We start from the raw sequence: 25,182 nt of genomic DNA on the forward strand, positions 1-25,182 counted from the left end.
GGTCCCCTTCGACGGCCGGTCACCTCGCTCTGTCGGTCTAGATGTCCTCGACGAGTTCGCCGAACCGTTCGACGGGGATGATCTCCATCGTCTGGGTGTCGAGTCCGTACCGCTCCATCGAGAGGGCGATCTGCAGCGCCGCCTGCTGGTCTTCGGCCTCGAACAGCACGAGGAAGTCGTGCTCGCCGAGGATGGCGTAGGCGTCCTGCAGTTCGCCGCCACAGCCCTCGATGTCCTGTCTGATGTCGCCCCAGACGGAGGCGAACTCCTGGACGTTCTGGACGTTGGCCTCTGCGACGTCGACGAGTGCGGTGTACGTGCTCATGTTCGGGCGGTGGTGTCTCCGACAGTAACGCGTTTTGGCCGACGCGTCACAACTCCCCGCACTCCCCCGATTCCCGTCGGGTTTGGCGGTCGCCGCCGCCGACCGACGACTACAAACCCGCGTTCCGCGTGGTGGCGGTATGCCGACAGACGAGTTCCCCGCGGACGCCGCTCGCTGGGTCCAAGAGTACATCGAGGACCGTCACGACTTCCTCGCGTGGCTGAACACGACCGTCGACGCCATCGACTACGGACGCGTCGTGATGTCCGTCCCGTTCGACGAGAAACTCACGAACAAACCCCCCGCCGGAGAGGTCGACGCCGACTCGCTGGGGATGCACGGCGGCGTCGCCGCGACGCTGATCGACACGGCTGGTGGCGTCGCCCAGCGGACGACGTTCGACGACCCGCTGGACGGCGGCGTGGTGACGATCAACCTCAACGTGAACTATCTGCGGCGCGCGTCGGGCGACCTGACCGCGACGGCCGACGTCGTCCGGGCCGGCGGCTCTGTCGGCGTCAGCACCGTCACCGTCGAGAGTCCGACGCCCGAGGGCGGCACCGAGACGGTCGCGACGGGACAGGCGGCGTACCGACTGTTCCGCTAGTCACCGTCGAAGCCGAGTTCGTCGCGCGTCGTCACCTCGCCGAACAGCCAGTCGGCGTGGTCGACGGCGTACTCTCTGTGGTCCTCCTCGATGAACCCCAGCGCGTCCTCGACGAGCACCGGACGATAGTCTCTGAGACCGGCACTCCCGGCGGTGTGGAGCACGCAGACGTTCGCGAGCGTCCCGCAGATCAGCAGGTCGTCGATCCCGTGGGCGTCGAGCCACCCCTCCAACTCCGTTTGGTGGAAGGCGTCGTAGGTGTGTTTGACGACGACGTGGTCCGCCTCGCGGACGTCGAGGTCGCCGACCAGTTCGGCCTCCCAGGAGCCCTCGACGACGTGTTCGCCCCAGCGGTCGAACTCGTCGTAGTAGTGGTTCCCCTCGAACTGTTCGGGCGGGTGGACGTCACGCGTGTAGACGATCGACGCGCCGGCCTCGCGAGCGGTCGCGACGACGTCGGTGACGGGGTCGATCGCCTCCTCGCTGCCGGGCGCGTAGAGACTCCCGTCGGGATGACAGAAGCCGTTCTGCATGTCGACGACGACGACGGCGGTGCGGTCGGGGTCGAAGCTCATAGCTGTCGGTTCGGGCGAGAAGTGCAAAACGGTTGGCTCGGTTCGCTACTCGTTCACCCAGCCCGACGGGTCCATGCGGCGGCGACGTGCCTCCGGAACGGGGCGAACGACGCCGAACACGAAGCGATTCACGGCTATCGCGACGGCGATACCGAGAAACAACCATCCGACTGTGTCCGTCTGGTACGTTCCGGTCACCGTCGTCCAGACGAGTGCGCCCATGACGACGAGACCCACTCCGACCAGCACCCAGACGCCGGCTCGACTCCTGTCGGCGAACACGAACAGCACGAACGTAACGAGCGCAACGACGCCAGCGACCCACCAGTCTCCGTTCGTCGTGAACTGTCGAGTCAACCAGTACTGGAGAAACGTGGAGGCGGCGAGGAACGCGTCGAGGAGGACGACTTTCGCTCTGGGACCTGTTCTCACGTGTGATTGTTTTGCCGGAGCTGGAATAAACACAAGGACCAGGACAACGTCGGTTCGGCGCACACTCGAAGTGCCGCCGAGACGACTGGACCCGAACTCGTAGAACCGCCGTACGCGGGCAAGCTACTTCACCCACCGGCCCCACTCGCACCTATGCGACGGTTCCTCGCCCTCTGTCTCGTCTCGCTCGTCGTCTCCGCCGGTCTCGTGCCGGTCGCGACCGCAGACGCCGCCGCCCAGCAGACCGACGCGCCGCCGGACCCCGACAGCGACGTCGTCGGCTGGGAGAACGGCTACTGGCACGACGAGTCGATCGACGTCGACCAGTCCGACGGCCTCTCGGACGCCGAACTGGAGGCGTACGTCGCCCGGTCGATGGCTCGCGTCGAGCAGCTGAGAGACCGAGAGTTCGAAGAGGAGGTGCCGGTGTCGGTCGTCTCCCGCGAGCAGTACAGACAGCGCTCCGCGAATCAGTCGAAGACCAACGCCTCCTTCGAGGCGTGGAACAACCAGGTGTGGGAGGCGCTGTTCGTCACCGGCGAGAAGAAGAACGTCCAGCGCGAGCTCGGGTCGACGCTCGGGTCGTCGGTCGCGGGCTTCTACTCGCCGAAGGACGGTGAGATCAAGATCGTCACCGACTCGCCCGACGAACCGGTCGTCGACAACGCGACGCTGCACCACGAACTCGTCCACGCGATGCAGGACCAGTACCACAACCTCTCCAGCGACACCTACACCGGGAAGACGCAGGACGGCGACCTCGCGGTCTCCGGCGTCGTCGAGGGCGAAGCCAACTACATCGAGCACCTCTACACGGAGCGGTGTGGCGGCGAGTGGGAGTGCGTCGAGACGCCCCGTTCGGGCGGGAGCGGTGCCGGCGACAGCGACGTCAACCTCGGTATCTTCCTGACCATCTTCCAGCCGTACTCCGACGGCCCGCCGTACGTCCACGACCTGCGACAGGGCGGCGGCTGGGACGCCGTCGACGAACGGTTCGCGAACCCGCCGGTTTCCACTGAACAGGTGATCCACCGGACCGACGAGCGACCGGTTTCCATCGACTACACTGACCGCGCCCGCGACGGCTGGTCGCTGTTCGAGGAGGGGCAGAACGGGTCGGACACCGTCGGCGAGGCGTCGCTGTTCGCCATGTTCTGGTATCAAGACCGCATCGGCACCGAGGGGTTCGACGGCTTCGAGTGGCAGCGCATCGCCGACAGACAGGGCCAGTACGACCGCTACAACTACCAGTCGACGCCGACCGAGGGGTGGGCGAACGACAGAGTGTTCCCGTACGCCAAGGGGAGCGGTGACGACGCCGAGTACGGCTACGTCTGGCTGCTGGAGTGGGACACGCCCGAGGACGCCCGCGAGTTCCGCAGTACGTACCTCTCGATGCTTCGGGCGAACGGGGCCGAGTCCCAGGGGTCCGACGTCTACGTCGTCGAGGACGGCGAGTTCGCCGACGCGTTCCGAGTCACCCGCCAGGGGACCACGGTCACCGTCGTCAACGCGCCGACGGCCGACGACCTCGCCGACGTCCGCCCGCGTGGACAGCACGAGACGACCGCGCCGGAGACGTCGACGACTGTGCCCGGGTTCGGCGTTCTCGCGGCCCTGGTGGCGCTCGCAGTCGCACTCGTCGCGATCGCCGCTGCGGTCGGCCGTCGCTGACGCGACGTCACCACCTCGATCGCTCGCCTTACGTAACTGTGTGGACGTCCGAGAGACGCTCGGACAGCAGACCTTTGCGTCTCGGTTCCCAACGTCGGCACAGACGTGCGTCGCCTCCCTGCTCTCGCTACCGTCGTTCTCGTACTGCTCGCTGGCTGTGTCGGGTCGGTCCCGTTCGCCGACTCCGGCAGCGCGTCGGACACCGTCGTCCCCGACGACGACGTCCACGCCGACGTCGAACCCGCACCGGCCGACCTCTCGGACCCCAGCGAGGACCGTCTCGGCTGGGAAGGTGGGTACTGGTACAACGAGTCGATCGACGTCGACCAGTCGGACGGACTGAACGACTCGGAGCTCGCCGCCGTCACCAACCGATCGATGGCCCGCGTCGAGTACATCCGCGGACTGGAGTTCGAGCGGTCGGTCCCCGTCGACGTCGTCGGCCGCGACGAGTTCTCGACGCCCAGCAACAACAACAGCACCTCGCCCAACCGCAGTCGCTTCGACAACGCGAAGTTCGAGGCGCTGTTCATGATCAACGAGTCGACCGACTCGCTGGCCGTCCAGACGCAGAACCGACAGGCCGCCATCGGCGGTTACTACTCGCCGCGCGAGGGACGGATCGTCCTCGTCAGCGAGAACTCCGAGTCGCCGAAGCTCTCGGAGGTGACGCTCTCCCAGGAGCTGTTCCACGCGCTGCAGGACCAGCAGTTCGACATCGCCTCGTACGAGCAGTCGACCCGCGAGGACCACAACGCCGTCGACGGCATCGTCGAGGGCGACGGCAACCTCGTCGACTACCTGTACGGCCAGCGGTGTGGCGACGAGTGGTCCTGTCTGAGCGACGGTCGGACCGGGGGCGGCGAGAGCGGTCAGGCCGGACAGGGAAGCGGCGCGAACGCGAGCGACAGCGGTTCCGACTCCGGCGGCCTCTCCGCCATCGGCCCGTACCTCCTGAAGTACCAGCCGTACTCCGACGGACCGGCGTTCGTCTACGCGACGTACCAGGAGGGCGGGTGGGACGCCGTCGACGCCGTCTACGAGAACCCGCCGGCGTCGACGTCGCAGGTCATCCACCCCGAGCAGTACCCGGACGACGACCCGACGGAACCGACCGTCGCAGACCGGACGTCGGGGTCGTGGGAGCGCATCGACGTCGACGGCCGGGCGAACTACGCTGAGGTCGGCGAGGCGGGACTCGCCAGCATGCTCGTCACGCCGCTGTACGAGAAACCGGGCGCACGCATCGTCTCGCCGGAGCAGTGGCTCAACACGAACGAGAGCGGCGACCCGCGACAGTTCGACCCGCTGAGCTACGACACCCCGTACACCGACGGCTTCGCGGGCGACCGACTCGTCCCCTACGTGAACGCCGACGACGAGACGGGGTACGTCTGGACGATCCAGTTCGAGAACGAGTCGTCGGCCAGCGAGTTCCGTGACGGCTACGGGCAACTGCTCGACCACCGCAACGCCAGCGAGGTCGCCGACGCCGACAGTCCGGGGACGGTCTACCGCATCGCCGAGGACGACCCCAACGGGTTCGGCGACGCGTTCCGCGTCGTCCAGCGCGGCGACACCGTCGTCGTGACGAACGCACCGACCGTCGGCGACCTCTCGCGGGTCCACGCGCCCCCAACCGACGACTGACGGGGAGCGGGCCGGACGGGCAGCGAGTCCCCCTCGCACTGGCGGAGTCGTCGCACTGGCGGAGCCGTCGACCCCGCGGTCCACCGTGCTGCCACCAGCGAACCACCTTTGTCGGCGGCCGCCCGAGAGTCGACGTGTCTCGACAACTCGCCGCGCTCGCGGTCTTCCTCGTCGTGCTCGCCGGGTGTGCGGCGCCGGTGACGCCACCGACGGCCGCCGACCCGAACTGGGAGTGGCCCGACGACCCGCCCAGCGACCGTCTCGGCTGGGAGGACGGTTACTGGTACAACGAGTCGATCGACGTCGACCAGTCGGACGGACTCGACGCAGACGAACGCGAGGCGCTCGTCGCACGGACGGCGGCCCGCGTCGAACACGTCCGCGGACTGGAGTTCGACCGACCGGTCTCCGTCGACGTCGTCAGCCGCGAGCAGTACCGACAGAGTCGACGGAGTCGGTCCACACACGGCGACCGCAACGCCGAGTACCGGGCGTGGAACGACCAGGTCTGGGAGGCGCTGCTCCTCGTCGGCGAGGACCGCGCAGTGAGCGACGTGCTGGAGGAGCTGTACGGCGGGTCGGTCGCGGGGTTCTACTCGCCGAGTCGCGAGCGCATCGTCGTCGTCAGCGACTCGGAGACGCCGCAGATCGACCGCGCGACGCTGGCACACGAACTCGTCCACGCGCTCCAGGACCAGCAGTTCGGCCTCGGAACCGACGCCCGGACGCAGGACGGCCGACTCGCCCACAGCGGGATCGTCGAGGGCGACGCGCGGTACGTCGAGTATCTGTACGAAAAGCGGTGTGAGCGCGGGGCGTTCGACTGCGTCGCGACGCCCGAGTCGGGAACGGGCGGCGGCGCGAGCGACCTCTCGGTCCCCGGCGTCTTCGTCACGATCTACACGCCCTACAGCGAGGGCCCCGCACTGGTCGACCGGCTGTACCGACGCGGCGGCTGGGACGCCGTCGACGCCGTCTACGAGAACCCTCCGGCGAGCACGGAGCAGCTCATCCATCCCGAGACGTACCCCGACGAGGTTCCCGTCGACGTGGCGGTCCCGGATCGCTCTGCGGGGAACTGGTCCCGGTTCGACCTGAACCCACAGGGCGACACCGTCGGCGAGGCGTCGCTGTACGCCACGCTGTGGCAGAACGGCTACGTCGACCGGGCGTCGTTCCGGCAGGACGAGAGCGACTACTCCGCGTACAACTACACCCACCCCGCGAGCGCCGGATGGGGCGGCGACAGCGTCGTCCCGTACGAGAGCGGCCAGGGCGAGTACGGCTACGTCTGGGCGCTCGAGTGGGACACCGAACGGGACGCCCGTCAGTTCGTGTCCGCCTACGAGAGCATCCTCGTCGACGAACTGGGCGGCGAACGCGTCGAATCGGGCGTCTACCGCGTCCCCGAGGATCGACCGTTCGGTGACGCCTTCCGCGTGACGCACCGGGGCAGTCGCGTCACGATCGTCAACGCGCCGTCGGTGGCGGAACTCGACGCCGTCCACCGGCGGAGCTGAGCACTCGAACCGAGCACCGGAACCGACACCGAAGACGGATTCTCTTCGACGTCGCCGACCGAACGGGTGTCTTTTTCAATTTCCCGAAAGAAGGGGGGCCAATGACCGCGTTCGACATCGTCGACGAGGAGGCTATCCTGTCGGGTCGCGCCACCGACGCCTACTTCGACCGCACGGAGACGACGCTCCGCCACGCGGGGAAGAACCCCCACGTCGTCGCCGAAGTCACCGCCGACCAGTTCCCCGACGGCGGGTTCGAACTTCTCGCGGGGCTGAAAGACGCCGCGCACCTCCTGGAGGGGCACGCCGTCGACGTCGACGCCGTCCCCGAGGGGCGACTGTTCGACGGCGGCCCGGTGATGCGCATCGAGGGGCCGTATCTGGAGTTCGGCCGTCTGGAGACCTCTCTTCTGGGTTTCCTCTCGCACGCGTCGGGCGTCGCGACCGCCGCCCTCGAGACTCGCCGGGCGGCACCCGACTCGCAGGTGCTGTCGTTCGGTGCGCGCCACGTCCACCCGTCGATTGCGGCGATGGTCGAACGCAGCGCGCTGCTGGGGGGACTCGACGGGTTCTCGCACGTCGCCGCGGGCGACGTCCTCGGTCGGGAGGCGGGCGGGACGATGCCGCACGCGCTGCTGATCGCGTTCGGCCGCGGCAACCAAGAGGAGGCGTGGCTGGCGTTCGACGAGGCCGTCGACGAGGACGTCCCCCGAATCGCGCTCTGTGACACCTACTCCGACGAGAAAGACGAGGTCGTCCGGGCCGTCGAGGCGCTCGGCGACCGCCTCTCGGGGGTCCGCCTCGACACGACGAGTTCGCGCCGCGGCGACTTCCGGCACATCTGCCGGGAGGTGCGCTGGGAACTCGAGGCCCGCGGGAAAGACGACGTCGACATCTTCGTCAGCGGCGGGCTCGGCCCGGCAGATCTGCGACGACTCCGCGACGTCGTCGACGGGTTCGGCGTCGGCGGCTACGTCTCGAACGCCGACCCGGTAGACTTCGCGCTCGACATCGTCGAAATCGAGGGCGAACCGGCGGCCAAACGCGGGAAGCTCTCGGGTGTGAAGGAGGTCTACCGGACGGCCGACGGCGGCCACCACGTCGGACTCCGCGGGCGGGAGGCGCCGACGGACGCCGAGTCGTTGCTGGAGCCACTACTCCGCGACGGCGAACTCGTCGCCGAGGACGCCTTCGACCTCGACGCGGCGGCCGAACGGGCGGCCGACGACGCGGCGCTGACGGGGTTCGGGGCCGAGACCGGAGCGTAGCCACTCGTCGTCGCGGCTGTCCGTCTTCGAAGAGGCGCGTCGTCGGTCCGGTGAACGAGTGAGAAGAGGCGGCGTTACCGGATCTGCAGCTCTTGGACGCTGCCGCCGTCGGGACGCTCGCGGAACACCTGTCCCTCGATGAGCGTCACCATCGTATCGTCGTCCTGCCACGCTAGCGGCGACAGTTTCGCCTTGCGGCAGACGCGACTGAGGTACTTCTCCTCGCTCCAGTTGTTCTCGACGGGGATCGTGGGGTAGAGCCAGCCGTGGTTGCCGCCGTTGTCGACGGCGACGCCGTGTTTGCCGAGTTCGAGGTCGGCGAGCGGATCGTTGGTGAGGATGTGGTTCGAGACGATGCAGACCGAGATATTGAGGTTCTGGAGTTCGGGTGGTTCGATCTCGGAGCCACAGGAGTCGCCGGAGGCGGCCTGGATGGCCGCGTCGACGATGGCGTGGCCGAGTTGGTTCTTCCCTCGATAGGTGCCCGCACAGCCGCGCACGCGACCCCGACCGCGCGTCGAGGTTATCCGGACGAACGCGCCGGTGCGGTTGTAGAAGGCGTCCCGCATGCTACCGGGTTGCTCACGTTGCCCGTGAAGAACGTACGATTCGACCGATTCCCGCGCTAGTTCGACCGCCCGAGCCCCATCCTCGTAGGAGAGGCGTACGGTCTGCGCCTCGGACATACCCGCACACTAGGTACCGAGAGACTTGAACGCTTCCCTTCGGACAAGATGAATCATGAGGAATATTAGGTGACGGTTAACGGTATCGAACGGCTTATTTAAGTGGCCAAGCTAGGTCCAGTCGGCAGAGAGAGCCCGACCCCCGTGCCCCGTTCTGCGGGGCATGAGGAAAGTCCCCCCACCGTCCGGACAGGTGACCGGGCGCAAGCCCGGAGTCGGAGACGACTGGCTCTGGAACAGAAACGAGACCACTCGGCCCGACCGATGAGACGTGCGAACCCGACCGCGAGGGAGGGGAGTTAACCCGTCGAGGGTCGCGAGGTGCCGATCGGCATCTCCCCGTGTGCGGGCGTCACGCCCGCTGCCGACGGCCGAGAACGGATGGAACGGCGAATCCTCACCGGTGCAAGTCCGCGCCACGCGGCGGCCGAGGACACGATTCGTGTGTCGTCGGCCGCTCGAAGGTAGTCCGGACGACGGACGCGGACGCTCAGCCGAATGTCGGGAGGAACAGAAGGGGGCTTACTCCTCTCAGCCACGTCACACGCCGAGAGCGACGTCTATCGTCGCGAAGTTATTAAAAAATCTACGTAGAGTTGTTAATACGTATTAACTACTCATGTAGCAGTGGCAGGGAGATTAATACTTCCGCGATTACTAGGTCCAGCCAATGACCGACGAGACGGAGAACAGCTGCGGCGGCGGAGCGTGTGGGTGTGACCACGAGGCGGGTCACGCTGACCCCGATGCGAGTCACGCACACGACACCGCGTCGAAGCCGACGACGGACACGACGACGGCCGAGAGCGGCGAGACGGCCCAGCTGTCCGTCCCGGAGATGGACTGTGGCTCCTGTGCCGGGAAAGTCGAGAACGCGCTGGCGGGTCTCGAGGGGCTCCGTACGGTCGATCCGCGGCCGACGACGGGGACGCTCGTCGTCGGCTACGATCCCGACACGACCGGTCTGGAACAGATCAAAGAACGCGTCGAGCGTGCGGGGTACGCCGTCGCCGACAGCGAACAGGAGGCGTTCGACGTGCCGGAGATGGACTGCGGCTCCTGTGCCGGGAAAGTCGAGAACGCGCTGGCCGCCGTCGACGGCGTCGTCGAGTACGAGACGCAGCCGACGACGGGGCGCGTCCTCGTCACGTACGACCCCGCTCGCACGAGTCGCGGGGCGGTCGTCGCCGCCATCGAGGGCGCTGGCTACGCCGTCGAGTCCGGCGACACCGACGACTCCACGAGCGACGTCTGGCGGAGTCCCCGCGCGCTGAAGACGGGTGCGGGTGCCGTGTTCCTGCTCCTCGGGATCGTCGTCGAGTACTTGCTCACCGGCGTCAACGTGACGCTCGTCACCGTCTTCAGCCGCGAGGTCACCGTCGCGTGGGCGTTCTACCTCGCCGCCGTCCTCGCCGCCGGGCAGGCCATCGTCCGCAACGGCTACTACTCGGCGAAGAACCGCAACCTCGACATCGACTTCCTGATGGCAACGGGGATCGTCGGCGCGCTGCTCGTCGACCTGCCGTTCGAGGCGGCGACGCTGGCCGTGCTGTTCAGCGTGGCCGAACTGCTCGAGCGGTTCTCGATGGACCGGGCGCGCAACTCCATGCGGGAACTGATGGAGCTGTCGCCGGACACCGCGACGGTGCTGCGCGACGGCGAGGAGACGACCGTCGCCGTCGAGGACGTCGCCGTCGGCGAGACGGTCGTCGTCCGCCCCGGCGACAAGGTACCGATCGACGGCGTCGTCCGCGAGGGGTCGAGTCCGATCGACGAGTCGCCGATCACCGGCGAGAGCGTCCCGGCCGACAAAGCCGCCGGCGACGAGGTGTACGCCGGCAGCATCGTCGAGGGAGGATATTTGGAGATCGAGGTGACGACGACCTCGGCGGACTCGACGCTCTCGCGCGTCATCGAGATGGTCGAGGACGCCCAGTCCAACCAGACGGAGTCCGAGCAGTTCGTCGACCGCTTCGCGCGCTACTACACGCCGGTGATCGTCGCCCTCGCGGTCGCGACGACGCTGCTCTCGCCGACCGTCTTCGGCGTCACGTGGACCGAGGCGTTCGTCCGCGGGCTGACTCTCTTGGTCATCGCCTGCCCCTGTGCGTTCGTCATCTCGACGCCCGTCTCGGTCGTCTCGGGCATCACCAGTGCCGCTCGAAACGGCGTGCTCATCAAGGGCGGCAACCATCTCGAGGCGATGGGTGAGGTCGACGCCGTCGCCTTCGACAAGACGGGGACGCTCACGACCGGCGAACTCGCCGTGACGGACGTCATCACGCTCAACGGCACGTCCGAGTCGGACCTCCTGCGCTGTGCCCGCGCACTGGAACAGCGCAGCGAACACCCCATCGCCGCCGCCATCGTCGACCACGCCGAGCGCCACAGCGTCCCCGACCGCGAGATCACGCACTTCGAGGCGATCACCGGCAAGGGCGTGAAGGCCGACCTCGACGGGACGACCCACTACGCGGGTAAGCCCGGGCTGTTCGCCGACCTCGGCTTCGAGTTGGAGCACACGCACGTTCGGACAGACGGCGGCGCGGCGACGGACGGCCGCGACGCTACGGACGGCGGCGCGGCGACGGGTAGTGGTCCGATCGTCGCCGGCGACGACGGCGACGCCGCCGACCTCCGCGACTGCGAACACGGCACGTACCTCGACCTCGTCAACGAGACGATCCCCAGACTCCAGGCCGAGGGGAAGTCGGTGATCCTCGTCGGCACCGAGGACGAACTGGAGGGCGTCGTCGCCATCGCCGACACGGTCCGGCCGGAGGCGAAGTGGGCCGTCTCGCGACTGCGCGAACTCGGCGTCGAACACGTCGTGATGCTCACCGGCGACAACGAGCGGACCGCGCGGGCCATCGCCCAGCAGGTCGGCGTCGACGAGATCCGGGCGGATCTGCTGCCAGAACAGAAGGTCGAGGCCGTCGAACGCCTACGCGAGCAGTACGACGGTGGCGTCGCGATGGTCGGCGACGGCGTCAACGACGCGCCCGCCCTGGCGACGGCGACGGTCGGCATCGCGATGGGTGCGGCCGGCACCGACACGGCGCTCGAGACGGCCGACGTCGCGCTGATGGCCGACGACCTCACGCGGATGCCGTACCTCTACGACCTCGCCTCGCAGGCCAACAGCGTCATCCGGCAGAACATCTGGGCGTCGCTCGGCGTGAAGGCCGTCCTCGCGGTCGGTGCGCCGCTCGGTTTCGTCTCCGTCATCGTCGCCGTCGTCGTCGGCGACATGGGGATGAGCCTCGGCGTCACGGGCAACGCGATGCGACTCGCCGGCGTCTCCCCCGAGTCGAACGGGTGGGAGCACGGCGACGCTGGCAACGAGGACCACGTCGATCACGACCACGTCAACCACACCGACCACACCGACCACGACTGAGGTGATCGGATGTCCGGCGACCCCACCCACGACGAGGAGACGGGGCACGCCGGTCACGCTGGCCACGACGACGGTCACGACCACGCGGCCGCCGGTCGCAGAGCACTCCTCGTCGCACTCGCGGTCAACACCGCATTCTTCGTCGTCGAACTGGTCGGGGCGTTGCTGGCGGACTCGGTGACGCTGCTCGCCGACGCGACGCACATGCTCACCGACAGCGCCAGTCTCCTCCTGGCGCTGTTCGCCGCGTGGGTGTCGACCCGCCCGGCGGACGCTCGGCGCACCTACGGCTACCACCGCGCGGAGGTGCTCGGCGCGCTCGTCAACGGGCTGTTCCTCCTCGGTGTCGTCGGCTACGTCGTCTACGACGCGCTCGGGCGGTTCGGCGACCCGCGGCCGGTCGACGCGCCGCTCGTCGTCGCCGTGGGCGTCGTCGGTCTCGTCGCCAATCTCGTCGCCGCGTGGGTGCTCTCGGGGCACCGCGACTCGCTGAACGTCGAGGGGGCGTTTCTCCACCTGCTGGCCGACGCCGCCGGCAGCGTCGCTGCCGTCGTTCTCGGTCTCGCTCTCCTCGTCACCGACTGGTACGTGCTCGACCCGGCCTTCGCGCTCGTCGTCGCCGCGCTCGTCTGCTACTCGGTGTGGGACCTGCTCCGCGACAGCCTCAACATCCTCCTGCAGGGGACGCCTCGCGGCCTCGACGTCGACGAGATACGCGCGGCGCTGGCTGCCGTCGACGGCGTCGCCGACGTCCACCACCTCCACGTCTGGGCACTCGACTCACAGCGGGTCGCGCTGAGCGGTCACCTCGTCACCACCGCCGAGGCCGACGGCGACGCGATACTCGGGCAGGCCCAGCGACTGCTCGGCGACCGGTTCGGGGTCGACCACGCCACGCTCCAGTTGGAGGGCGCACACGTCGAGACCGCCGCGTTCGACTGCCACCGACCGACTGACGGCGACTGACGGCGACTGACCGGCGTGGCGTCGGCAACCACACCGACGGCCCGACCCACGCCGCAACGCTCTTACGTTCGTCCGACGGAGAACGAAACAATGCGGAACGCGGCGCTCACACTCGCTCTCGTCTGTCTGGTGGTCGTCTCCGGCTGTCTCGGCGTGACGTTCGACGACGCTCCGCCGGCGACCGACGACCCGCTGGCAGACAGCGGGGAGACGGCGACCGCGACCGGGACGCCCGTGGGTGCGTCGACGAACACGACCGCCGCCGACGGGACGGCCGTGCCGTCGAAGCCGAACCCGTGGGGCGACGACTCGCTCGTCGTCGGCGTCGAGGGGCCCGCCGACCGGGGGTACGTCGACGTCGTCGAGGCGGCGACCGCCTACTGGGAGCAACGGGCGAGACAGTACGCCGGTTTCGACGTCGACTACCGGGTCGACCCCGACGCCGAGAGCCCGGACCTCGTCGTGAACTTCGTCGACGACGTCCCCGCCTGCGGCGACACTCACGACGCCGTCGGCTGTGCCCCGCTCGTCACCGACGCCGGCCAGCTCGACCGTCCCGAACAGGTCTACGTGAAGACTGGTCTCTCCACGGAGTCGACGACGCTCGTGTTGAAACACGAACTCGGACACACGCTCGGGCTTCGCCACGACGACGCCCCACAAGACGTGATGCGCGCCGAGTCGGTGCTCTACACCCCGAAGCAGCCGAACGCGACCGACCGCGACTTCCCGTGGCCCGACCCCGAGTTCACCGTCTACGTCGACGAGCGGAACGTTTCGGACCCTGGAGCGACGCGCGAGCAGGTCCAGCACGCGCTGACGTACTACGAGGAGGGCGCCGGCGGCAGCGACCGCGTCCCCGACAACCTCTCGTTCCGGTTCGTCGACTCGCCCGAGCGGGCGGACGTCGTCGTCCAGTTCAGCGAGACCTCTCCCTGCGGACAGGGCGCGGGGTCGTGCTTCCAGACGCTCGGCCCGGACCCCGACGGCGACGGCGCCATCGAGACCTACTCGACGCTCCGCATCACGCTCGTCGACCTCGACACGCCCGCCGTGGGCTGGCACGTCGGCAACTGGCTGGCCTACGGGCTCGGGATGGAGGACGCCGCCGAGCGACCCGACCCGTTCCGGGACGCCAGCTACCGCGAGCGGCGAAGCGAGTGGTGGAACTGACCGCTCGACCACAGTCTTTTGTCGGGGAGCGAAGTAGTCGACCACATGGTCCCCTCCACGGTCGAGTGGTCGGGTCGTCCACCGGGACGACTCGCCGCGGTCGTCCGGCACGTCGGTGCCGGCGTCTACCTCGCAGTCGCGCTCTCGCTCGCGTTCGCTATCGTCGCAGTGGCGCTCGGCGGGTCGCTGGAGTTCGTCCTCCTCGTCGCCGTCGTCCTCGTCGTTGGCGGGCCGTTCTCGCTGCTCTACCTCTGGTACGCGTTGCGCTACGGCGAGGACGAGGAGAAACGGACGCTCCGTGATCACCTCCCGGAGCTCGAACTCCGGTGGCTCGCGTTCGCGACGCCGGTCGGGTTCGCGCTCTTCTTGAGCCTCGGGGCGGCCCCGTGGCTGATTCTCGTCTACACGGGGGTCGGCCTCTTCGCGTGGACCGTCGCGACCACCGGGTCGAAGGGTGGGACGCTCGACACCGAGACGGGGGTGCTCGTCCGCGAACACGACGACCGACGACTCGAACACGACCTCGGCGGGCTCAAGTCGTTTCGCTCGTTCCGACTCGGCCCGTACGTCGTCTGTGCGCTCCGTCACACACAGGGGAACGCGCTCGACGCACCGTTCGGGCTCGTCGTCCCCGCGGACGCCTTCGACGAGGTTCGCCCTGCGCTGGTACAGTTGAGCGAACGAAACGAGGCCAGCGAGCCGACGCTGACCGCCGACCGGGCGATCCTCGTCGGGATCGGGCTGTTGTTCGTCGCCGTCGCGGCGGTGCTCGAGTTCGCCACGCAGACGGGCGGCGTCGGCTGGGTGCTCGCCGCGTGGGGGGCGCTGTTCGTCCTGCTGGCGTGGGTCGCGTAGGGCCAACACTCACGTACGTCGACCGCCTCGTCGCCGACGTGGACTCCGAGGAACTCGAAGCGGCTCTCGAATCGGCGTTCGGCGGCACCGACGCGGAGCGACGCGTCGTCGCCCGGCAGGCTCGCGACCTCTCGGACTCCGGGAAACACGAGGCCGACCGTGGCCGCCCGCTGACGGTCGGGGAGGTGATCGACAACCTCGCGGACGCGCCCGCAGGGACCGCTCTCCCGTCGCGCTGGAACTGGTGGCTCGGCGCGCTCGACGTCGCCTACGGCGGCTACCGGGAGTTCCAGGTCGAACGCGTCCCGCGGGAGTAGCTCTCAGTCGTCGCCGTCGCCGTCGAGTTCCGCCAGCACCTCGTCGGCGAGCGTTCGGGCGGCCGCGACGTGATCGTCGGCGGCCTCGTCGCCGGTGTCGTCGACGTTCGCCAAGAGGTCGCGGACGTGCCCCACGCGCTCTCTGACCACCGCTGCCGGGAGCTCCGACTCGGCGACGTCGCTGGCGACGGCCTCCGCCTCGGCGACCCAGTGGGTCACGTCGGGCCGCATCGGGCGCTCCGCGGTCGCTTCGAGGTGAGCGGCCAGTTCCGAGAGGCGAGTCCGGACGTGGGTGTCGACCATGTGGAGTGTTGACCGTCGAATGGGATGAGTCCACCGTCACGTCCGACGAGCCACACGAACTCTAGAGAGAGTTTCGAGAGACTTCTTGTCGAGTTGAGTCCGACTTTGAAAAATCGATATCCCCCGAGACGTCCTCTACTCTGTCGTAATGTCACGACAGACGACGCGGCGAACATTCCTCCTCGGTGTCGGTACGGTTGGAACGGTTGCACTCGCCGGCTGCACCGGCGGTGGTGACAGCGGTGCGGGTGGAGCCGAGTCCACGCAGACCGGCGAGATGACCGACAGCGGGATGACTGACGAAGGCACGAGCGAGACGACGACTGAATCCGCCGACGGGATGACCGCGACGACGTTCACCGTCCGCGTCGAGAACGTCTCGACGGCGGAGACGCTCCAGACGATGGAGGGTGCGACGGCGGTCCCGCTCTCGCCGCTCGTCTACGCGGTCCACGGCGAAGACGTGTCGCTGTTCACCGAGAGCGAGGCTGCTAGCCCTGGACTGGAGGCACTCGCCGAGGACGGCGACCCGGCGAAGCTGGCCGAGGAGCTCTCGACGAGCGTGGAGACGGCCGACGCAGTGGCAGTTCCCGAAGGCGGTGACGAGGCAGTTCCCATCGGTTCTGGTGGCGCGTACACGTTCACCGTCGAGGCCCACGCGGGCCAGCGTCTCTCGTTGGCGACGATGTTCGTCCAGTCGAACGACCTGTTCTACGCGCCCGAACCGGCGGGAATCCCGCTGTTCGACGGCGAAGCGCCACTGGACGGCGACGTGACCGACCGACTCCTCCTGTGGGACGCCGGAACCGAGGTGAACGAGGAACCGGGTACCGGTCCGAATCAGGCCCCGCGGCAGTCTGGGCCGAACACGGGACCGGACGAGGAGGAGACGGTCCGCCGCATCGGCGACGTCGACGACGGCTACGACTACCCCGACACGGCGTCGGTCGTCAAACTCACCGTCACGCCCGGTGAGACGATGGACGGGTGAGCACCACTCGTGCCATCCCGAACCGACCTCGTCGACCGTCTTCCGCCGCTCGGGTACGTGCTCGCAGCGTTACTCGCGGGGCTGGCAGGTGTTTCCGGGTCGTTCGCCGCCGCCTCCTTCACGCCCGCGTTCGTCGCTGGCCCTATCGCGGGCTTTCTCGCTCGACGACTTCCCGGGCCGGTCGTCACCTTCGGCATCGTCGTCTTGGGTGACCTCGGCGACCAACTCAACGTCTTCGTCGCGCTCGTGCTCGCGACGACCCTGTTCGCTGGCGCGGCAGTGGTCGGCTTCGCGGCTGCCCGCCGAGCTGACGGTCCTCTCGCTGGCCCCGTCGCGGCGGCGGCGACGACCGTCGTTGCACTAGTCGTCACGGGTGCACCGACTGCGTCGGTGGCGGCCGGTCTCTCGACTGGTGTCGTCGCCGCGATTGCTGACTTCGCCGCATCCCGTGGTCTTCTGACTGCGTTCGACCCGCGTGTCTCCGGTAGTTCGCCCGAGCGGCGACGCGTCCTCGGAGCGATTTCGGCGGCGCTCCCGCTCGTCGTCGGTGGCTACGTCCTCGGGTCGCGCAGTCGACCGGACGCCTCGTCGACCGGGACGCCACTCGACGTGGGCACGCCGTGGGTCGGTTCCGACGTCGACGCGCTCCTCGCGGAAGCGACCGAGAAGTCCCTCGCCGTCGAGGGGCTGGAACCCCTCGTCAGTGACGACTTCTACGAAGTCGACATCAACTCGACGGACCCGACGCTCGACGCGGCGGAGTGGTCACTGACGGTCACCGGTGCAGTCGACCGCGAAGTGAGCTACAGCTACGAGGACATCGCGACGAGGGAACCGAAACATCGGTTCGTCTCGCTACGATGTGTCGGCGAGTCGCTCAACGGCAAGAAACTGGACAACGCGCTGTGGACCGGTGTTCCCATCATGAACCTCGTCGAACCCGCTGGCCTCCCCGACGGCTGCTGTGTGATGTTCCGCGCCGCCGACGGTTTCTACGAAGAGTTCCCGCTGTCGGCCCTCCGAGACGGCTTTCTCGCCTTCGGGATGAACGGCGATGTCCTTCCCACCGGCCACGGCTACCCCGCACGAGCGCTCGTCCCCGGCCACTGGGGCGAGATTAACGTCAAGTGGCTCACCGAGATCGAAATCCTCGACCGACCGGCGGACGGCTACTGGGAGAAGCGCGGCTGGCACGGCACCGGTCCCGTGAACACGGTCGCGAAACTCCACGTCGTCAACGACCTCGACGACGGCCGGAAGCAGGTCGCGGGACACGCTTACGCCGGGACACGCGGCATCGAGCGCGTGGAGGCATCGACCGACGGGGGCAAGACGTGGGCCGAGGCGACGCTCTCCGACCCGCTACCCGGTACCGACGTCTGGCGGCAGTGGGTCTACAGCTACGACCCACCGGCGGGCGACCACGAGGTGGTCGTCCGCGCCATCGACGGCACCGGAACCCGCCAGTCGAAGGAGGTTGCCTCCCCCTTCCCCAACGGACCGTCGGGGTGGGTGTCGAGAACGGTCTCCGGGCGATGACTACCTATATGCTGCTTCTCTCAGATACTAGGGGTGAACACGGATGGAGAAGGCGCTCTGGTATCTTTTGGCTGGAATGCGCGGCGGTGAGAACCGTGCGCGCATCATCCGTGCCCTCTCGGAGCGCCCTCGAAACGCGAACCAACTCTCCGATCTGCTCGGTGTCGAGTACAACACTGTCCGCTACCACCTCGACCTGCTCGTCGAGCACGACATCGTCGAGAAGGGCGAAGAGTCCTACGGGACGATGTACTTTCTCACCGACCGCTTCGAACAACACCGCGCGCAGTTCGAGGAGATCCTGACGAAGATGGACTAACCATGGCAATGAGTACGACGCTGACGATTGCGACTGCGCTGTCCGGTTTGAGCATCCTGCTTCTGACCGTGCTGACGGCCGTATGGGTGCGTAACTACCGGACGTTCGAGTCGACGCTGACGCTCGGACTCATCGCTTTCGGCGCGGCGATGCTCTTGGAGAACGCGCTGGCCATCTACTTCTTCTTCAGTACGACGATGCTCTACTCGGGCGATCCGGTCGTCCAGACGGCCATCCTCGCGCTCCGGAGCCTCCAACTCGTCGCCATCGCGTTTCTGACCTACGTCACGGTGAAGTGAGCAGACAGGTTTTGTCGCTCGCGCGCCTTGTTCCCCTATGCGAAACTTCTCGAACGGACTGCTCGCGGTCGGCGGCGGCGCGCTCGCCTGCTGGATCGGGTGGGGACTGTACGTGAATCGGACGACCGAACGCGTCCCGTCCGAGTCGGTCGCCACCGTCGGCGACGTCGAGATCCGGCGCTACCCGCGGACGGTGCTCGCCGAGACGACGGCCGACAGTGACGAAGAGGCGTTCCGTCGCCTGTTCCGGTACATCTCCGGCGCGAACGAGTCGAGCGAGGACGTCGAGATGACCGCCCCCGTCGCCAACGACGCCGACGAAGCGAGCGACGGCGAGTCGGTGTCGATGACGGCCCCCGTCCGGACCGAACGGGCGGACCGGGCGGATCGGGCGGCCGGCGAGAGCGAGGCGGTGTCGATGACCGCGCCGGTCCGCACGAGCGACGAGAGTCGGGACGACGTGACGATGTCGTTCTACCTCCCCGCAGAGTACACGCCGGCGACGGCACCGACGCCGACCGACTCGCGCGTTCGACTCGTCGTCCAGCCACCGCAGACGCTCGCGGTGAAGTCGTTCTCGTGGTACGCGACGGACGGGCGGGTCGCCCGACAGCGGTCTGCGCTCCTCGACACGCTCGCTGAGAACGGTGTCGACCGCCGCGGCGACCCGTTCCTCCTGCAGTACAACGACCCCTTCACACCGCCGTTCATGCGACGCAACGAGGTCGCCGTGGCAGTCGAGTACGAGGAGCCACAGTAGCATCCACGCTCGTCGCGAACCGACGAACGAATAGGGGGCGAGTCGCTACTCCCCGACAATGAAACTCCAGTTCCTCGGCGGGGCACGCGAGGTTGGCCGCAGCGCCATCCTCGTCAACGACGCCCTGCTCTTGGACTACGGGATGCTGACCGGTAACCCGCCGCAGTACCCCGTCGTCTCCCCGGACCCCGAAGCCGTCGTCGTCTCTCACGGTCATCTCGACCACGTCGGCGCGGTGCCGACGCTCCTCTCGGGCGACCGCCGTCCGCCCGTCCACTGGACGCCGCCGACGCAGGAACTCGCGCTGACGCTCGCCCGCGACACGCTCAAGCTGCACGGCGGCACCTACGACTGCCCGTTCACCGAGACGCACGTCCAGCGGATGACGCAGGTGTCGAACCCTCACGGCTACGGCGAGACGTTCGAGGCGGCGGGCCACGAGGTGACGCTCTACAACGCCGGCCACATCCCCGGTAGCGCGCACGTCCTCGTCGACGACGGCGACACGCGACTGTTCTACACGGCCGACTTCCACACCGAGAACCAGCGACTGGTCTCGGGGACGACCGCGCGGCCCGACGCCGACGTCGTCGTCTGCGAGAGCACCTACGCCGGCGTCGACCACGATCCGCGCGAGGCGGTCGAACGGCGGTTCGCCGAGAGCCTCCAGACGACGATGTGGGAGGGCGGCACCGTCGTCGTCCCGGCGTTCGCCATCGGTCGCACCCAGGAGATGCTGCTGGTCTGCGACGCCCACGACCTCGAGTGCTACGTCGACGGGATGGGGAAGGACGTCACCCGGATGCTGCGGAACCACCCCGAGTTCGTCCGCGACGCCGACGCGCTCCGCCGGGCGACGTCCCACGCTCGGTTCGTCACCGGACGTGACGGCCAACGCAAGCGCATCGCGAAGCAGAACACCGTCGTCGTCACCACGAGCGGGATGCTCTCGGGCGGGCCGGCGATGACGTACATCCCCGCGGTTCGCGGCGACCCGACGAACAAGATCACGATGACGGGCTACCAGGTCGAGGGGACGCCCGGCCGCGAACTGCTCGAACGCGGCCGCGCCGAGATCGACGGGCGGATCATGCCGATCGCGGCGCGAGCGGAGTCCTACGACTTCTCCGCGCACGCCGACCACGACGGCCTCCGTGAGTTCCTCTCCGCGTACGAGGACGCGCAAGTGCTCGTCAACCACGGCGACGACTGCGAGAGCTTCGCCGCGGAGTTGCTCGAAGACGACTACGAGGCCAGCGCACCCGAGGTGGGTCAGGTCGTCGAGGTGTGAGTCGGGGTCCCGACGACGTAACCCCCGCCGATTCCGGTCACTCGTAGCCTGAAGATTTTTCACTCAGTATACAGTTTCGGTCGTATGGCTCTTCGCCTCCTCCACTACTCCGATCTCGAGAACGCCTACGACGACCCGACCCGGATCGGTCGCCTCGCCGCGACCATCGACGCCCGACGCGACGACCGGACGCTCGTCGTCGGCACCGGCGACAACACCGCGCCCGGTGTGCTCGCTCTCGAGATGGAGGGGCGGCAGGCGCTGGAGTTCTTCGACGCCGTCGCCCCGGACGCTGAGACGTTCGGCAACCACGACTTCGACTTCGGTCCCGCGAACACCCGAGACGTCGTCGCCGATTCCCCGCAGCCGTGGCTGAGCGCGAACGTCTACGACCCCGACGGCGAGCGACGGTTCGCCGACGTCGCTCCCGGGATGGTGGTCGAACGCGACGGGACCTCGATCGGACTGCTCGGTCTCACCGACCCCGAGACTACGGAGATGTGTCCCCCCGCCGCCGACCTCGTGTTCGCCGACCCGATCGAGGCGGCCCGCGAGACCGTCGCCGACCTGCGCGCCCGCGGCGTCGACCACGTCGTCGTCCTCTCGCATCTGGGCCGCGGCGACGACGAACTGGCCCGCGCCGTCGACGTCGACGTGATCCTCGGCGGCCACCTCCACAGCGAACGCCGCGACCGCGTCGCGGGGACGCTCCTGACCCGCCCCGGCCCGAACGGGGCGGTGCTGTGGGAGGTCGAACTCGACGGAACGGAGGCGAGGGCGACCCGCCACGACGTCGCCGAGACGACCGTCGACGCCGCCGTCGCCGACCGCCTCCGGACGCTGATGGACGCGACGGGGCTCTCGGAGGTCGTCGCCGTCGCGTCCGACCCCATCGTCCGCGACCGCGAGCGGCGGTTCGGCGGGGAGTGTCGCGTCGGCAACCTCGTCGCCGACGCCTACCGCTGGGCGACCGACGCGGACGTCGCCTTCACCAACACGGGCGGCCTGCGCGACGGGCCGCCGCTCGACGGCGAGGTGACCGTCGCCGACCTCGTCGGCCTCTCGCCGTTCGCGGGGCGACTCCGGACGGCCGACGTCCGCGGGGACGACCTGCGTGCGCTCGTCGAGCGGGCGGCCACGCTCCCGGCGGACCTGGACGGCAAGCGCTGGTTCGGCCACGTCGCGGGGCTAGAGGTCGTCTGGGATCGCGAGGCGATGGAACTCGTCGAACTGACTCACGAGGGTGACCCGGTGGACCCGGCGGCGACGTACACGCTCGCGACCAACGGGTTCGTCGTCGTCGCCGAGCAGTTCCCGGCTCCGACGCGAGAGGACGTCGTCGCCGACCACGGCGTCCAGTACGACGCCATCGTCGCCTACGCCCGTGAGCGGGGGCTGGACGTCGAACTGGAGGGACGACTCCGGGACGTCTGATGACGGCGAGTTCGGAAGAGAGAGCGGGAGAAGGGGGACGCTCAGTCGTCGCGGTCGGCGTCGAGCCGTCTCGCGTCGCGTTCGACGGTCACGACGAGGCGGTCGACCTCCGCGTGGAGTTGGTCGCGCTGGAGCACCGCGAAACCGACGAGGACGACGCCGAAGCCGACCAGCGTGGTCGCCGCGAGTTGCTCCCCGAGCAGGAGCCACGCCGTCACCGACGCCACCGCGGGGACGGCGTAGGAGACGAGGTTGGCGCGGACCGGTCCCGCCTCCGCGATGAGCAGGAAGTACGCGCCGTAGGCGACGGCCGTCCCGGGGACGCCCACGTAGCCGACGGCGGCGAGCGTCTCGGCCGTCCACGGTATCGTCGCCATCGACTCGCCGACGGCGAGACTGGCGGCGTGGAGGCCGACCGCGCCGACGAGCATCGCCCACGCCGACAGCGGCAACGTCGCCAACTGCGGCCGGGCGCGCTGGAGCAGGACGCTCCCGAGCGAGACGCTGAGTGCGGCGACGAGCACGAGCGACTGGCCGAACGTCCCCGAGCCGAGTTGGTCGGGTGAGGGTTGGACGATGACGACGACGCCGAGCAGGCCGAGGAGGATGCCGGCGACGTCCCAGCGTGCGACCCGGTCGCCGAGCGCGAGATAGGCGAACACCGGCGAAACGACCGGCATCAGGCTGTACATGACGGCTGCCGCGCCGCTGGCGGTGTACTGCTGGCCGACGAACAGCAGCGCGTTGTTGACGCCGACGACGAAGACGGCGCTGGCGACGACGCCGAGGACGTCTGCTCGCGTCCGCGGGAGCCACGAGTCGTACGCGACGGCGACGAACGCCAGGAGGAGGACGGCGGCGACGTCGAACCGGAAGGCGGCGAACAGCACCGGCGGCACCGTCGCGAGTCCGGCTTTGATCGCCACGAAGGAGGTGCCGAGACACACCGACGCCGCACCGAAGAGAGTGAGCGTTCCGCGGGAACTCATCGCCGCACCCCCGGTTTCGGGACGCCCGCATTGGCTGTATTGCGGGCACCGAAACCGGGAGTCGTCGAGGCGATACGGGAACGCACGTCGAGAGATTGATGGCCCATGTGTTGGGTTCCTCAACTAAACGCTGTGTTCGCTACTACTTATTTTCGTTGGGAGGTCGATTAGCGTGACAATAAGTCACTCGCGCCCGTCAGAAGAGGACACGGTAGTCACTCTCTAGCCGAGGCGGTGTCGATTCGACGGTCGTCGGAGACGGAGCGTGAGAGTCGGTGGAGGTCGACGACTGCGAGTCGACGGACGACGCTACTCCTCGTCTCGGGCGGCGTCGACGCGGTCCGCGTACTTCTCTAACTCGCCGGCGAGCGTCCGCGCCTGGTCCGCAGAGAGCGTGACGCGGTCGGCGTGCGCGGGGAGTCGGTCCAGCTGCGCGTTGTCGAGTTCCAGTTCGAGTTTCACGTGGTCGGGGTTCTCGCGGGGTGCCGTGACGTTGAGCACCGCGAAGGCCTCCTCTTCGAACTCGTGTCCCGTGGCGGTGCCGTCGAGCATGTCGAACGTGGTGTAGGCGTTGATGCGCAGCAGTCGGTCGGGCATGGGAACTCGTGGGACCCTCGCGTACAAACGACTGTCGCCACGGAGTCGAGCGGGGGAACAGTTATGTTCTCTCGAAAACATTCTGGTACAATGGCACGAACGCAAGTGACTGTCCCCTCCGAGCAGTCCTTGGTTCACATGACGCGGCACGCTCACGAGAGCGGCGAACCGCTCAGCACGGCGGTCGCGTCGGCCGTGGCGGCGGCAGACGACGCCGAACCGACGGCGACGGGGTGGACGCTCGCGGAGTACGTCGACCCGAGCGCGCTCGACGCGCTGTTCGACCGGTACAGCGACGTCACCGGCGGACACTGGCGGTTCGAGTTCGACGTCGACCAGTTCCGCGTCGTCGTCGAGAACGACGGCGTCATCAGCGTCTATCGCGCGCCGTAGCGTCTCCTCCGACGTCGCCCCACGGTCGGAACTCGGCAGTCGCCACGTTCGTCGCTCCCACATCTCACCTCACCAATACTTTATACGAGGCCGAGATACTCGCGAGTATGAAGTTCGAGATTGCCGACGGACGGAGCTACGCGACGCTGGAAGTGACGATGGACGCCGGTGACCGCATCGGCGTCGACCCCGGTTCGATGGTGACGCGGAGCGACGCCATCCGCTCGGAGACGAACGCGGGCGAGGGCGGTCTCGGCGGGATGTTCAAACGCGCCATCTCCGACGAACTCGACGTGCTCACGACGTTCCTCGAAGCCGAGGCTGACGGGTCACAGACTGTTCTCGCCCCGGACTACCTCGGCGACATCACTCGACTGGACGTCGACGAGACCGGCCCCGTGAAGGTCCAATCCGGGGGGTTGCTCGCGTGGACGACAGACGTCGACCGCGGCACCGCCGCCAACGAGGCGGGTAACTTCTTCTCGTCGGGTGAACTCACCGTCCTGCGACTCGGCGGCTCCGGCACCGCATTCGTCTCGGCGTTCGGCGCGGTGCGCGAGGAGACTGTCACTCCCGACGACCCGCTCGTCGTCGACGAGGACCACCTGCTCGCGTGGACGGACGGCCTCTCCGTCTCGCGCACGAAGGATTCGAGCATCAAATCCTCGCTGCTCGGCGGCGAGGGGTTCGTCACACGGCTGGAAGGCGACGGTCGCGTCTGGGTGCAGACGCGCGACCCGATGGTGCTGTACGGCGGTGGCGGCGGCAACTGAACCACCTGCGGTGCTGTCGACTCCGGTCGCTCGTCGGGCGAGGAGA

26 protein-coding genes and 1 other RNA gene are annotated in these 25,182 nt (G+C 68.3%); 20 read left to right on the forward strand and 7 right to left on the reverse strand.

Features of this window, described 5'->3' with window-relative positions; translation table 11 throughout:
* Nucleotides 1-37 precede the first annotated feature (37 nt).
* On the reverse strand, nt 38-325 hold the full coding sequence (locus tag EOHIBHHM_RS07390) for a GYD domain-containing protein (protein ID WP_497256066.1): 288 nt from the start codon (nt 323-325) through the stop codon (nt 38-40).
* Between the two features lie 139 nt (nt 326-464).
* Here EOHIBHHM_RS07390 and EOHIBHHM_RS07395 point away from each other — a divergent pair, with 139 nt between their 5' ends.
* On the forward strand, nt 465-932 hold the full coding sequence (locus EOHIBHHM_RS07395) for a PaaI family thioesterase (protein WP_497256068.1): 468 nt from the start codon (nt 465-467) through the stop codon (nt 930-932).
* Here EOHIBHHM_RS07395 and EOHIBHHM_RS07400 read toward each other — a convergent pair.
* Nucleotides 929-1,507, reverse strand: coding sequence for a cysteine hydrolase family protein (locus tag EOHIBHHM_RS07400; RefSeq protein ID WP_497256070.1), 579 nt, complete (start codon nt 1,505-1,507; stop codon nt 929-931). The genes EOHIBHHM_RS07395 and EOHIBHHM_RS07400 overlap by 4 nt on opposite strands.
* 45 nt (nt 1,508-1,552) lie before the next feature.
* Nucleotides 1,553-1,939 (reverse strand): hypothetical protein, encoded by a 387-nt coding sequence (locus EOHIBHHM_RS07405; RefSeq protein ID WP_497256072.1) that lies wholly within the window; start codon nt 1,937-1,939, stop codon nt 1,553-1,555.
* A 153-nt stretch (nt 1,940-2,092) separates the two neighbouring features.
* Here EOHIBHHM_RS07405 and EOHIBHHM_RS07410 point away from each other — a divergent pair, with 153 nt between their 5' ends.
* The 4 genes from EOHIBHHM_RS07410 (at nt 2,093) to EOHIBHHM_RS07425 (ending at nt 8,051) form a co-directional block, all read left to right on the forward strand.
* Nucleotides 2,093-3,613 (forward strand): Hvo_1808 family surface protein, encoded by a 1,521-nt coding sequence (locus EOHIBHHM_RS07410; protein ID WP_497256074.1) that lies wholly within the window; start codon nt 2,093-2,095, stop codon nt 3,611-3,613.
* A gap of 105 nt (nt 3,614-3,718) precedes the next feature.
* On the forward strand, nt 3,719-5,263 hold the full coding sequence (locus tag EOHIBHHM_RS07415; protein WP_497256076.1) for an Hvo_1808 family surface protein: 1,545 nt from the start codon (nt 3,719-3,721) through the stop codon (nt 5,261-5,263).
* Between the two features lie 134 nt (nt 5,264-5,397).
* Nucleotides 5,398-6,783, forward strand: coding sequence for an Hvo_1808 family surface protein (locus tag EOHIBHHM_RS07420; protein WP_497256078.1), 1,386 nt, complete (start codon nt 5,398-5,400; stop codon nt 6,781-6,783).
* A 101-nt stretch (nt 6,784-6,884) separates the two neighbouring features.
* Nucleotides 6,885-8,051: a nicotinate phosphoribosyltransferase gene (locus tag EOHIBHHM_RS07425; protein WP_497256080.1), complete on the forward strand. Its 1,167-nt coding sequence runs from the start codon at nt 6,885-6,887 to the stop codon at nt 8,049-8,051.
* Nucleotides 8,052-8,125: 74 nt separating this feature from the next.
* Here EOHIBHHM_RS07425 and EOHIBHHM_RS07430 read toward each other — a convergent pair whose 3' ends face one another.
* Nucleotides 8,126-8,737, reverse strand: a complete 612-nt coding sequence (locus EOHIBHHM_RS07430; protein ID WP_497256082.1) for a TIGR00296 family protein — start codon at nt 8,735-8,737, stop codon at nt 8,126-8,128.
* 123 nt (nt 8,738-8,860) lie between these two features.
* Between EOHIBHHM_RS07430 and rnpB the strand changes: the two genes are divergently transcribed.
* From rnpB to EOHIBHHM_RS07460, 6 genes are all read left to right on the forward strand, one after another.
* Nucleotides 8,861-9,274, forward strand: an RNA gene (rnpB, locus tag EOHIBHHM_RS07435) — RNase P RNA component.
* Between the two features lie 133 nt (nt 9,275-9,407).
* Nucleotides 9,408-12,137, forward strand: coding sequence for a heavy metal translocating P-type ATPase (locus EOHIBHHM_RS07440; RefSeq protein ID WP_497256084.1), 2,730 nt, complete (start codon nt 9,408-9,410; stop codon nt 12,135-12,137).
* Between the two features lie 9 nt (nt 12,138-12,146).
* Nucleotides 12,147-13,103 (forward strand): cation diffusion facilitator family transporter, encoded by a 957-nt coding sequence (locus tag EOHIBHHM_RS07445; RefSeq protein ID WP_497256086.1) that lies wholly within the window; start codon nt 12,147-12,149, stop codon nt 13,101-13,103.
* Between the two features lie 90 nt (nt 13,104-13,193).
* Nucleotides 13,194-14,276 (forward strand): zinc metalloprotease, encoded by a 1,083-nt coding sequence (locus EOHIBHHM_RS07450; RefSeq protein WP_497256088.1) that lies wholly within the window; start codon nt 13,194-13,196, stop codon nt 14,274-14,276.
* Between the two features lie 45 nt (nt 14,277-14,321).
* Nucleotides 14,322-15,131 (forward strand): hypothetical protein, encoded by an 810-nt coding sequence (locus EOHIBHHM_RS07455; RefSeq protein ID WP_497256090.1) that lies wholly within the window; start codon nt 14,322-14,324, stop codon nt 15,129-15,131.
* A gap of 38 nt (nt 15,132-15,169) precedes the next feature.
* Complete coding sequence (locus EOHIBHHM_RS07460; RefSeq protein ID WP_497256945.1) at nt 15,170-15,448, forward strand: WNWW family protein; 279 nt, start codon at nt 15,170-15,172, stop codon at nt 15,446-15,448.
* Nucleotides 15,449-15,451: 3 nt separating this feature from the next.
* On the opposite strand, the gene EOHIBHHM_RS07465 is transcribed toward EOHIBHHM_RS07460, so the two are convergent.
* Nucleotides 15,452-15,751 (reverse strand): DUF8152 family protein, encoded by a 300-nt coding sequence (locus EOHIBHHM_RS07465; protein ID WP_497256092.1) that lies wholly within the window; start codon nt 15,749-15,751, stop codon nt 15,452-15,454.
* Between the two features lie 148 nt (nt 15,752-15,899).
* On the opposite strand from EOHIBHHM_RS07465, the gene EOHIBHHM_RS07470 reads away from it, so the two are divergent.
* The 7 genes from EOHIBHHM_RS07470 to EOHIBHHM_RS07500 all read left to right on the forward strand — a co-directional run bounded on the left by EOHIBHHM_RS07470 (nt 15,900) and on the right by EOHIBHHM_RS07500 (nt 22,384).
* A complete protein-coding gene (locus tag EOHIBHHM_RS07470) occupies nt 15,900-16,742 on the forward strand; it encodes a spondin domain-containing protein (RefSeq protein ID WP_497256094.1) in 843 nt (280 codons plus the stop codon).
* A 9-nt stretch (nt 16,743-16,751) separates the two neighbouring features.
* Nucleotides 16,752-18,281 carry a molybdopterin-dependent oxidoreductase gene (locus EOHIBHHM_RS07475; protein WP_497256096.1) on the forward strand — a complete coding sequence of 510 codons (1,530 nt, stop codon included), beginning with the start codon at nt 16,752-16,754 and terminating at the stop codon, nt 18,279-18,281.
* A gap of 43 nt (nt 18,282-18,324) precedes the next feature.
* Nucleotides 18,325-18,600 (forward strand): winged helix-turn-helix domain-containing protein, encoded by a 276-nt coding sequence (locus EOHIBHHM_RS07480; RefSeq protein WP_497256098.1) that lies wholly within the window; start codon nt 18,325-18,327, stop codon nt 18,598-18,600.
* A 2-nt stretch (nt 18,601-18,602) separates the two neighbouring features.
* Nucleotides 18,603-18,899 carry a DUF8036 family membrane protein gene (locus EOHIBHHM_RS07485; RefSeq protein ID WP_497256100.1) on the forward strand — a complete coding sequence of 99 codons (297 nt, stop codon included), beginning with the start codon at nt 18,603-18,605 and terminating at the stop codon, nt 18,897-18,899.
* Nucleotides 18,900-18,936: 37 nt separating this feature from the next.
* Nucleotides 18,937-19,659: an SOUL family heme-binding protein gene (locus EOHIBHHM_RS07490; protein WP_497256102.1), complete on the forward strand. Its 723-nt coding sequence runs from the start codon at nt 18,937-18,939 to the stop codon at nt 19,657-19,659.
* A 58-nt stretch (nt 19,660-19,717) separates the two neighbouring features.
* Entirely contained in the window at nt 19,718-20,950 is a 1,233-nt protein-coding gene (locus tag EOHIBHHM_RS07495) for an MBL fold metallo-hydrolase (protein ID WP_497256104.1), read from the forward strand.
* Nucleotides 20,951-21,034: 84 nt separating this feature from the next.
* Nucleotides 21,035-22,384 carry a bifunctional metallophosphatase/5'-nucleotidase gene (locus EOHIBHHM_RS07500; RefSeq protein ID WP_497256106.1) on the forward strand — a complete coding sequence of 450 codons (1,350 nt, stop codon included), beginning with the start codon at nt 21,035-21,037 and terminating at the stop codon, nt 22,382-22,384.
* A 41-nt stretch (nt 22,385-22,425) separates the two neighbouring features.
* On the opposite strand, the gene EOHIBHHM_RS07505 is transcribed toward EOHIBHHM_RS07500, so the two are convergent.
* Together EOHIBHHM_RS07505 and EOHIBHHM_RS07510 are read right to left on the reverse strand one after the other, a co-directional pair.
* Nucleotides 22,426-23,373 (reverse strand): DMT family transporter, encoded by a 948-nt coding sequence (locus EOHIBHHM_RS07505; protein WP_497256108.1) that lies wholly within the window; start codon nt 23,371-23,373, stop codon nt 22,426-22,428.
* Nucleotides 23,374-23,682: 309 nt separating this feature from the next.
* Nucleotides 23,683-23,970 carry a DUF6360 family protein gene (locus EOHIBHHM_RS07510; protein WP_497256110.1) on the reverse strand — a complete coding sequence of 96 codons (288 nt, stop codon included), beginning with the start codon at nt 23,968-23,970 and terminating at the stop codon, nt 23,683-23,685.
* Between the two features lie 90 nt (nt 23,971-24,060).
* Between EOHIBHHM_RS07510 and EOHIBHHM_RS07515 the strand changes: the two genes are divergently transcribed.
* Together EOHIBHHM_RS07515 and EOHIBHHM_RS07520 are read left to right on the forward strand one after the other, a co-directional pair.
* Nucleotides 24,061-24,363 carry a HalOD1 output domain-containing protein gene (locus tag EOHIBHHM_RS07515; protein ID WP_497256112.1) on the forward strand — a complete coding sequence of 101 codons (303 nt, stop codon included), beginning with the start codon at nt 24,061-24,063 and terminating at the stop codon, nt 24,361-24,363.
* A 107-nt stretch (nt 24,364-24,470) separates the two neighbouring features.
* Complete coding sequence (locus EOHIBHHM_RS07520; protein ID WP_497256114.1) at nt 24,471-25,136, forward strand: TIGR00266 family protein; 666 nt, start codon at nt 24,471-24,473, stop codon at nt 25,134-25,136.
* The last annotated feature ends 46 nt before the right edge of the window (nt 25,137-25,182 follow it).

Source organism: Halogranum roseipondis, from assembly GCF_059695585.1.

What these genes read in the sequence shown, in the direction of transcription:
- EOHIBHHM_RS07455 (WP_497256090.1), top strand. Translation starts at nt 14,322, where the DNA reads ATGGTCCCCTCCACGGTCGAGTGGTCGGGTCGTCCACCGGGACGACTC.
- EOHIBHHM_RS07505 (WP_497256108.1), bottom strand. Translation starts at nt 23,373, where the DNA reads ATGAGTTCCCGCGGAACGCTCACTCTCTTCGGTGCGGCGTCGGTGTGT.
- EOHIBHHM_RS07470 (WP_497256094.1), top strand. Translation starts at nt 15,900, where the DNA reads ATGTCACGACAGACGACGCGGCGAACATTCCTCCTCGGTGTCGGTACG.
- EOHIBHHM_RS07485 (WP_497256100.1), top strand. Translation starts at nt 18,603, where the DNA reads ATGGCAATGAGTACGACGCTGACGATTGCGACTGCGCTGTCCGGTTTG.
- EOHIBHHM_RS07390 (WP_497256066.1), bottom strand. Translation starts at nt 325, where the DNA reads ATGAGCACGTACACCGCACTCGTCGACGTCGCAGAGGCCAACGTCCAG.
- EOHIBHHM_RS07400 (WP_497256070.1), bottom strand. Translation starts at nt 1,507, where the DNA reads ATGAGCTTCGACCCCGACCGCACCGCCGTCGTCGTCGTCGACATGCAG.
- EOHIBHHM_RS07425 (WP_497256080.1), top strand. Translation starts at nt 6,885, where the DNA reads ATGACCGCGTTCGACATCGTCGACGAGGAGGCTATCCTGTCGGGTCGC.
- EOHIBHHM_RS07510 (WP_497256110.1), bottom strand. Translation starts at nt 23,970, where the DNA reads ATGCCCGACCGACTGCTGCGCATCAACGCCTACACCACGTTCGACATG.
- EOHIBHHM_RS07445 (WP_497256086.1), top strand. Translation starts at nt 12,147, where the DNA reads ATGTCCGGCGACCCCACCCACGACGAGGAGACGGGGCACGCCGGTCAC.
- EOHIBHHM_RS07480 (WP_497256098.1), top strand. Translation starts at nt 18,325, where the DNA reads ATGGAGAAGGCGCTCTGGTATCTTTTGGCTGGAATGCGCGGCGGTGAG.
- EOHIBHHM_RS07395 (WP_497256068.1), top strand. Translation starts at nt 465, where the DNA reads ATGCCGACAGACGAGTTCCCCGCGGACGCCGCTCGCTGGGTCCAAGAG.
- EOHIBHHM_RS07430 (WP_497256082.1), bottom strand. Translation starts at nt 8,737, where the DNA reads ATGTCCGAGGCGCAGACCGTACGCCTCTCCTACGAGGATGGGGCTCGG.
- EOHIBHHM_RS07465 (WP_497256092.1), bottom strand. Translation starts at nt 15,751, where the DNA reads ATGGTCGACACCCACGTCCGGACTCGCCTCTCGGAACTGGCCGCTCAC.
- EOHIBHHM_RS07490 (WP_497256102.1), top strand. Translation starts at nt 18,937, where the DNA reads ATGCGAAACTTCTCGAACGGACTGCTCGCGGTCGGCGGCGGCGCGCTC.
- EOHIBHHM_RS07440 (WP_497256084.1), top strand. Translation starts at nt 9,408, where the DNA reads ATGACCGACGAGACGGAGAACAGCTGCGGCGGCGGAGCGTGTGGGTGT.
- EOHIBHHM_RS07410 (WP_497256074.1), top strand. Translation starts at nt 2,093, where the DNA reads ATGCGACGGTTCCTCGCCCTCTGTCTCGTCTCGCTCGTCGTCTCCGCC.
- EOHIBHHM_RS07520 (WP_497256114.1), top strand. Translation starts at nt 24,471, where the DNA reads ATGAAGTTCGAGATTGCCGACGGACGGAGCTACGCGACGCTGGAAGTG.
- EOHIBHHM_RS07515 (WP_497256112.1), top strand. Translation starts at nt 24,061, where the DNA reads ATGGCACGAACGCAAGTGACTGTCCCCTCCGAGCAGTCCTTGGTTCAC.
- EOHIBHHM_RS07450 (WP_497256088.1), top strand. Translation starts at nt 13,194, where the DNA reads ATGCGGAACGCGGCGCTCACACTCGCTCTCGTCTGTCTGGTGGTCGTC.
- EOHIBHHM_RS07500 (WP_497256106.1), top strand. Translation starts at nt 21,035, where the DNA reads ATGGCTCTTCGCCTCCTCCACTACTCCGATCTCGAGAACGCCTACGAC.
- EOHIBHHM_RS07495 (WP_497256104.1), top strand. Translation starts at nt 19,718, where the DNA reads ATGAAACTCCAGTTCCTCGGCGGGGCACGCGAGGTTGGCCGCAGCGCC.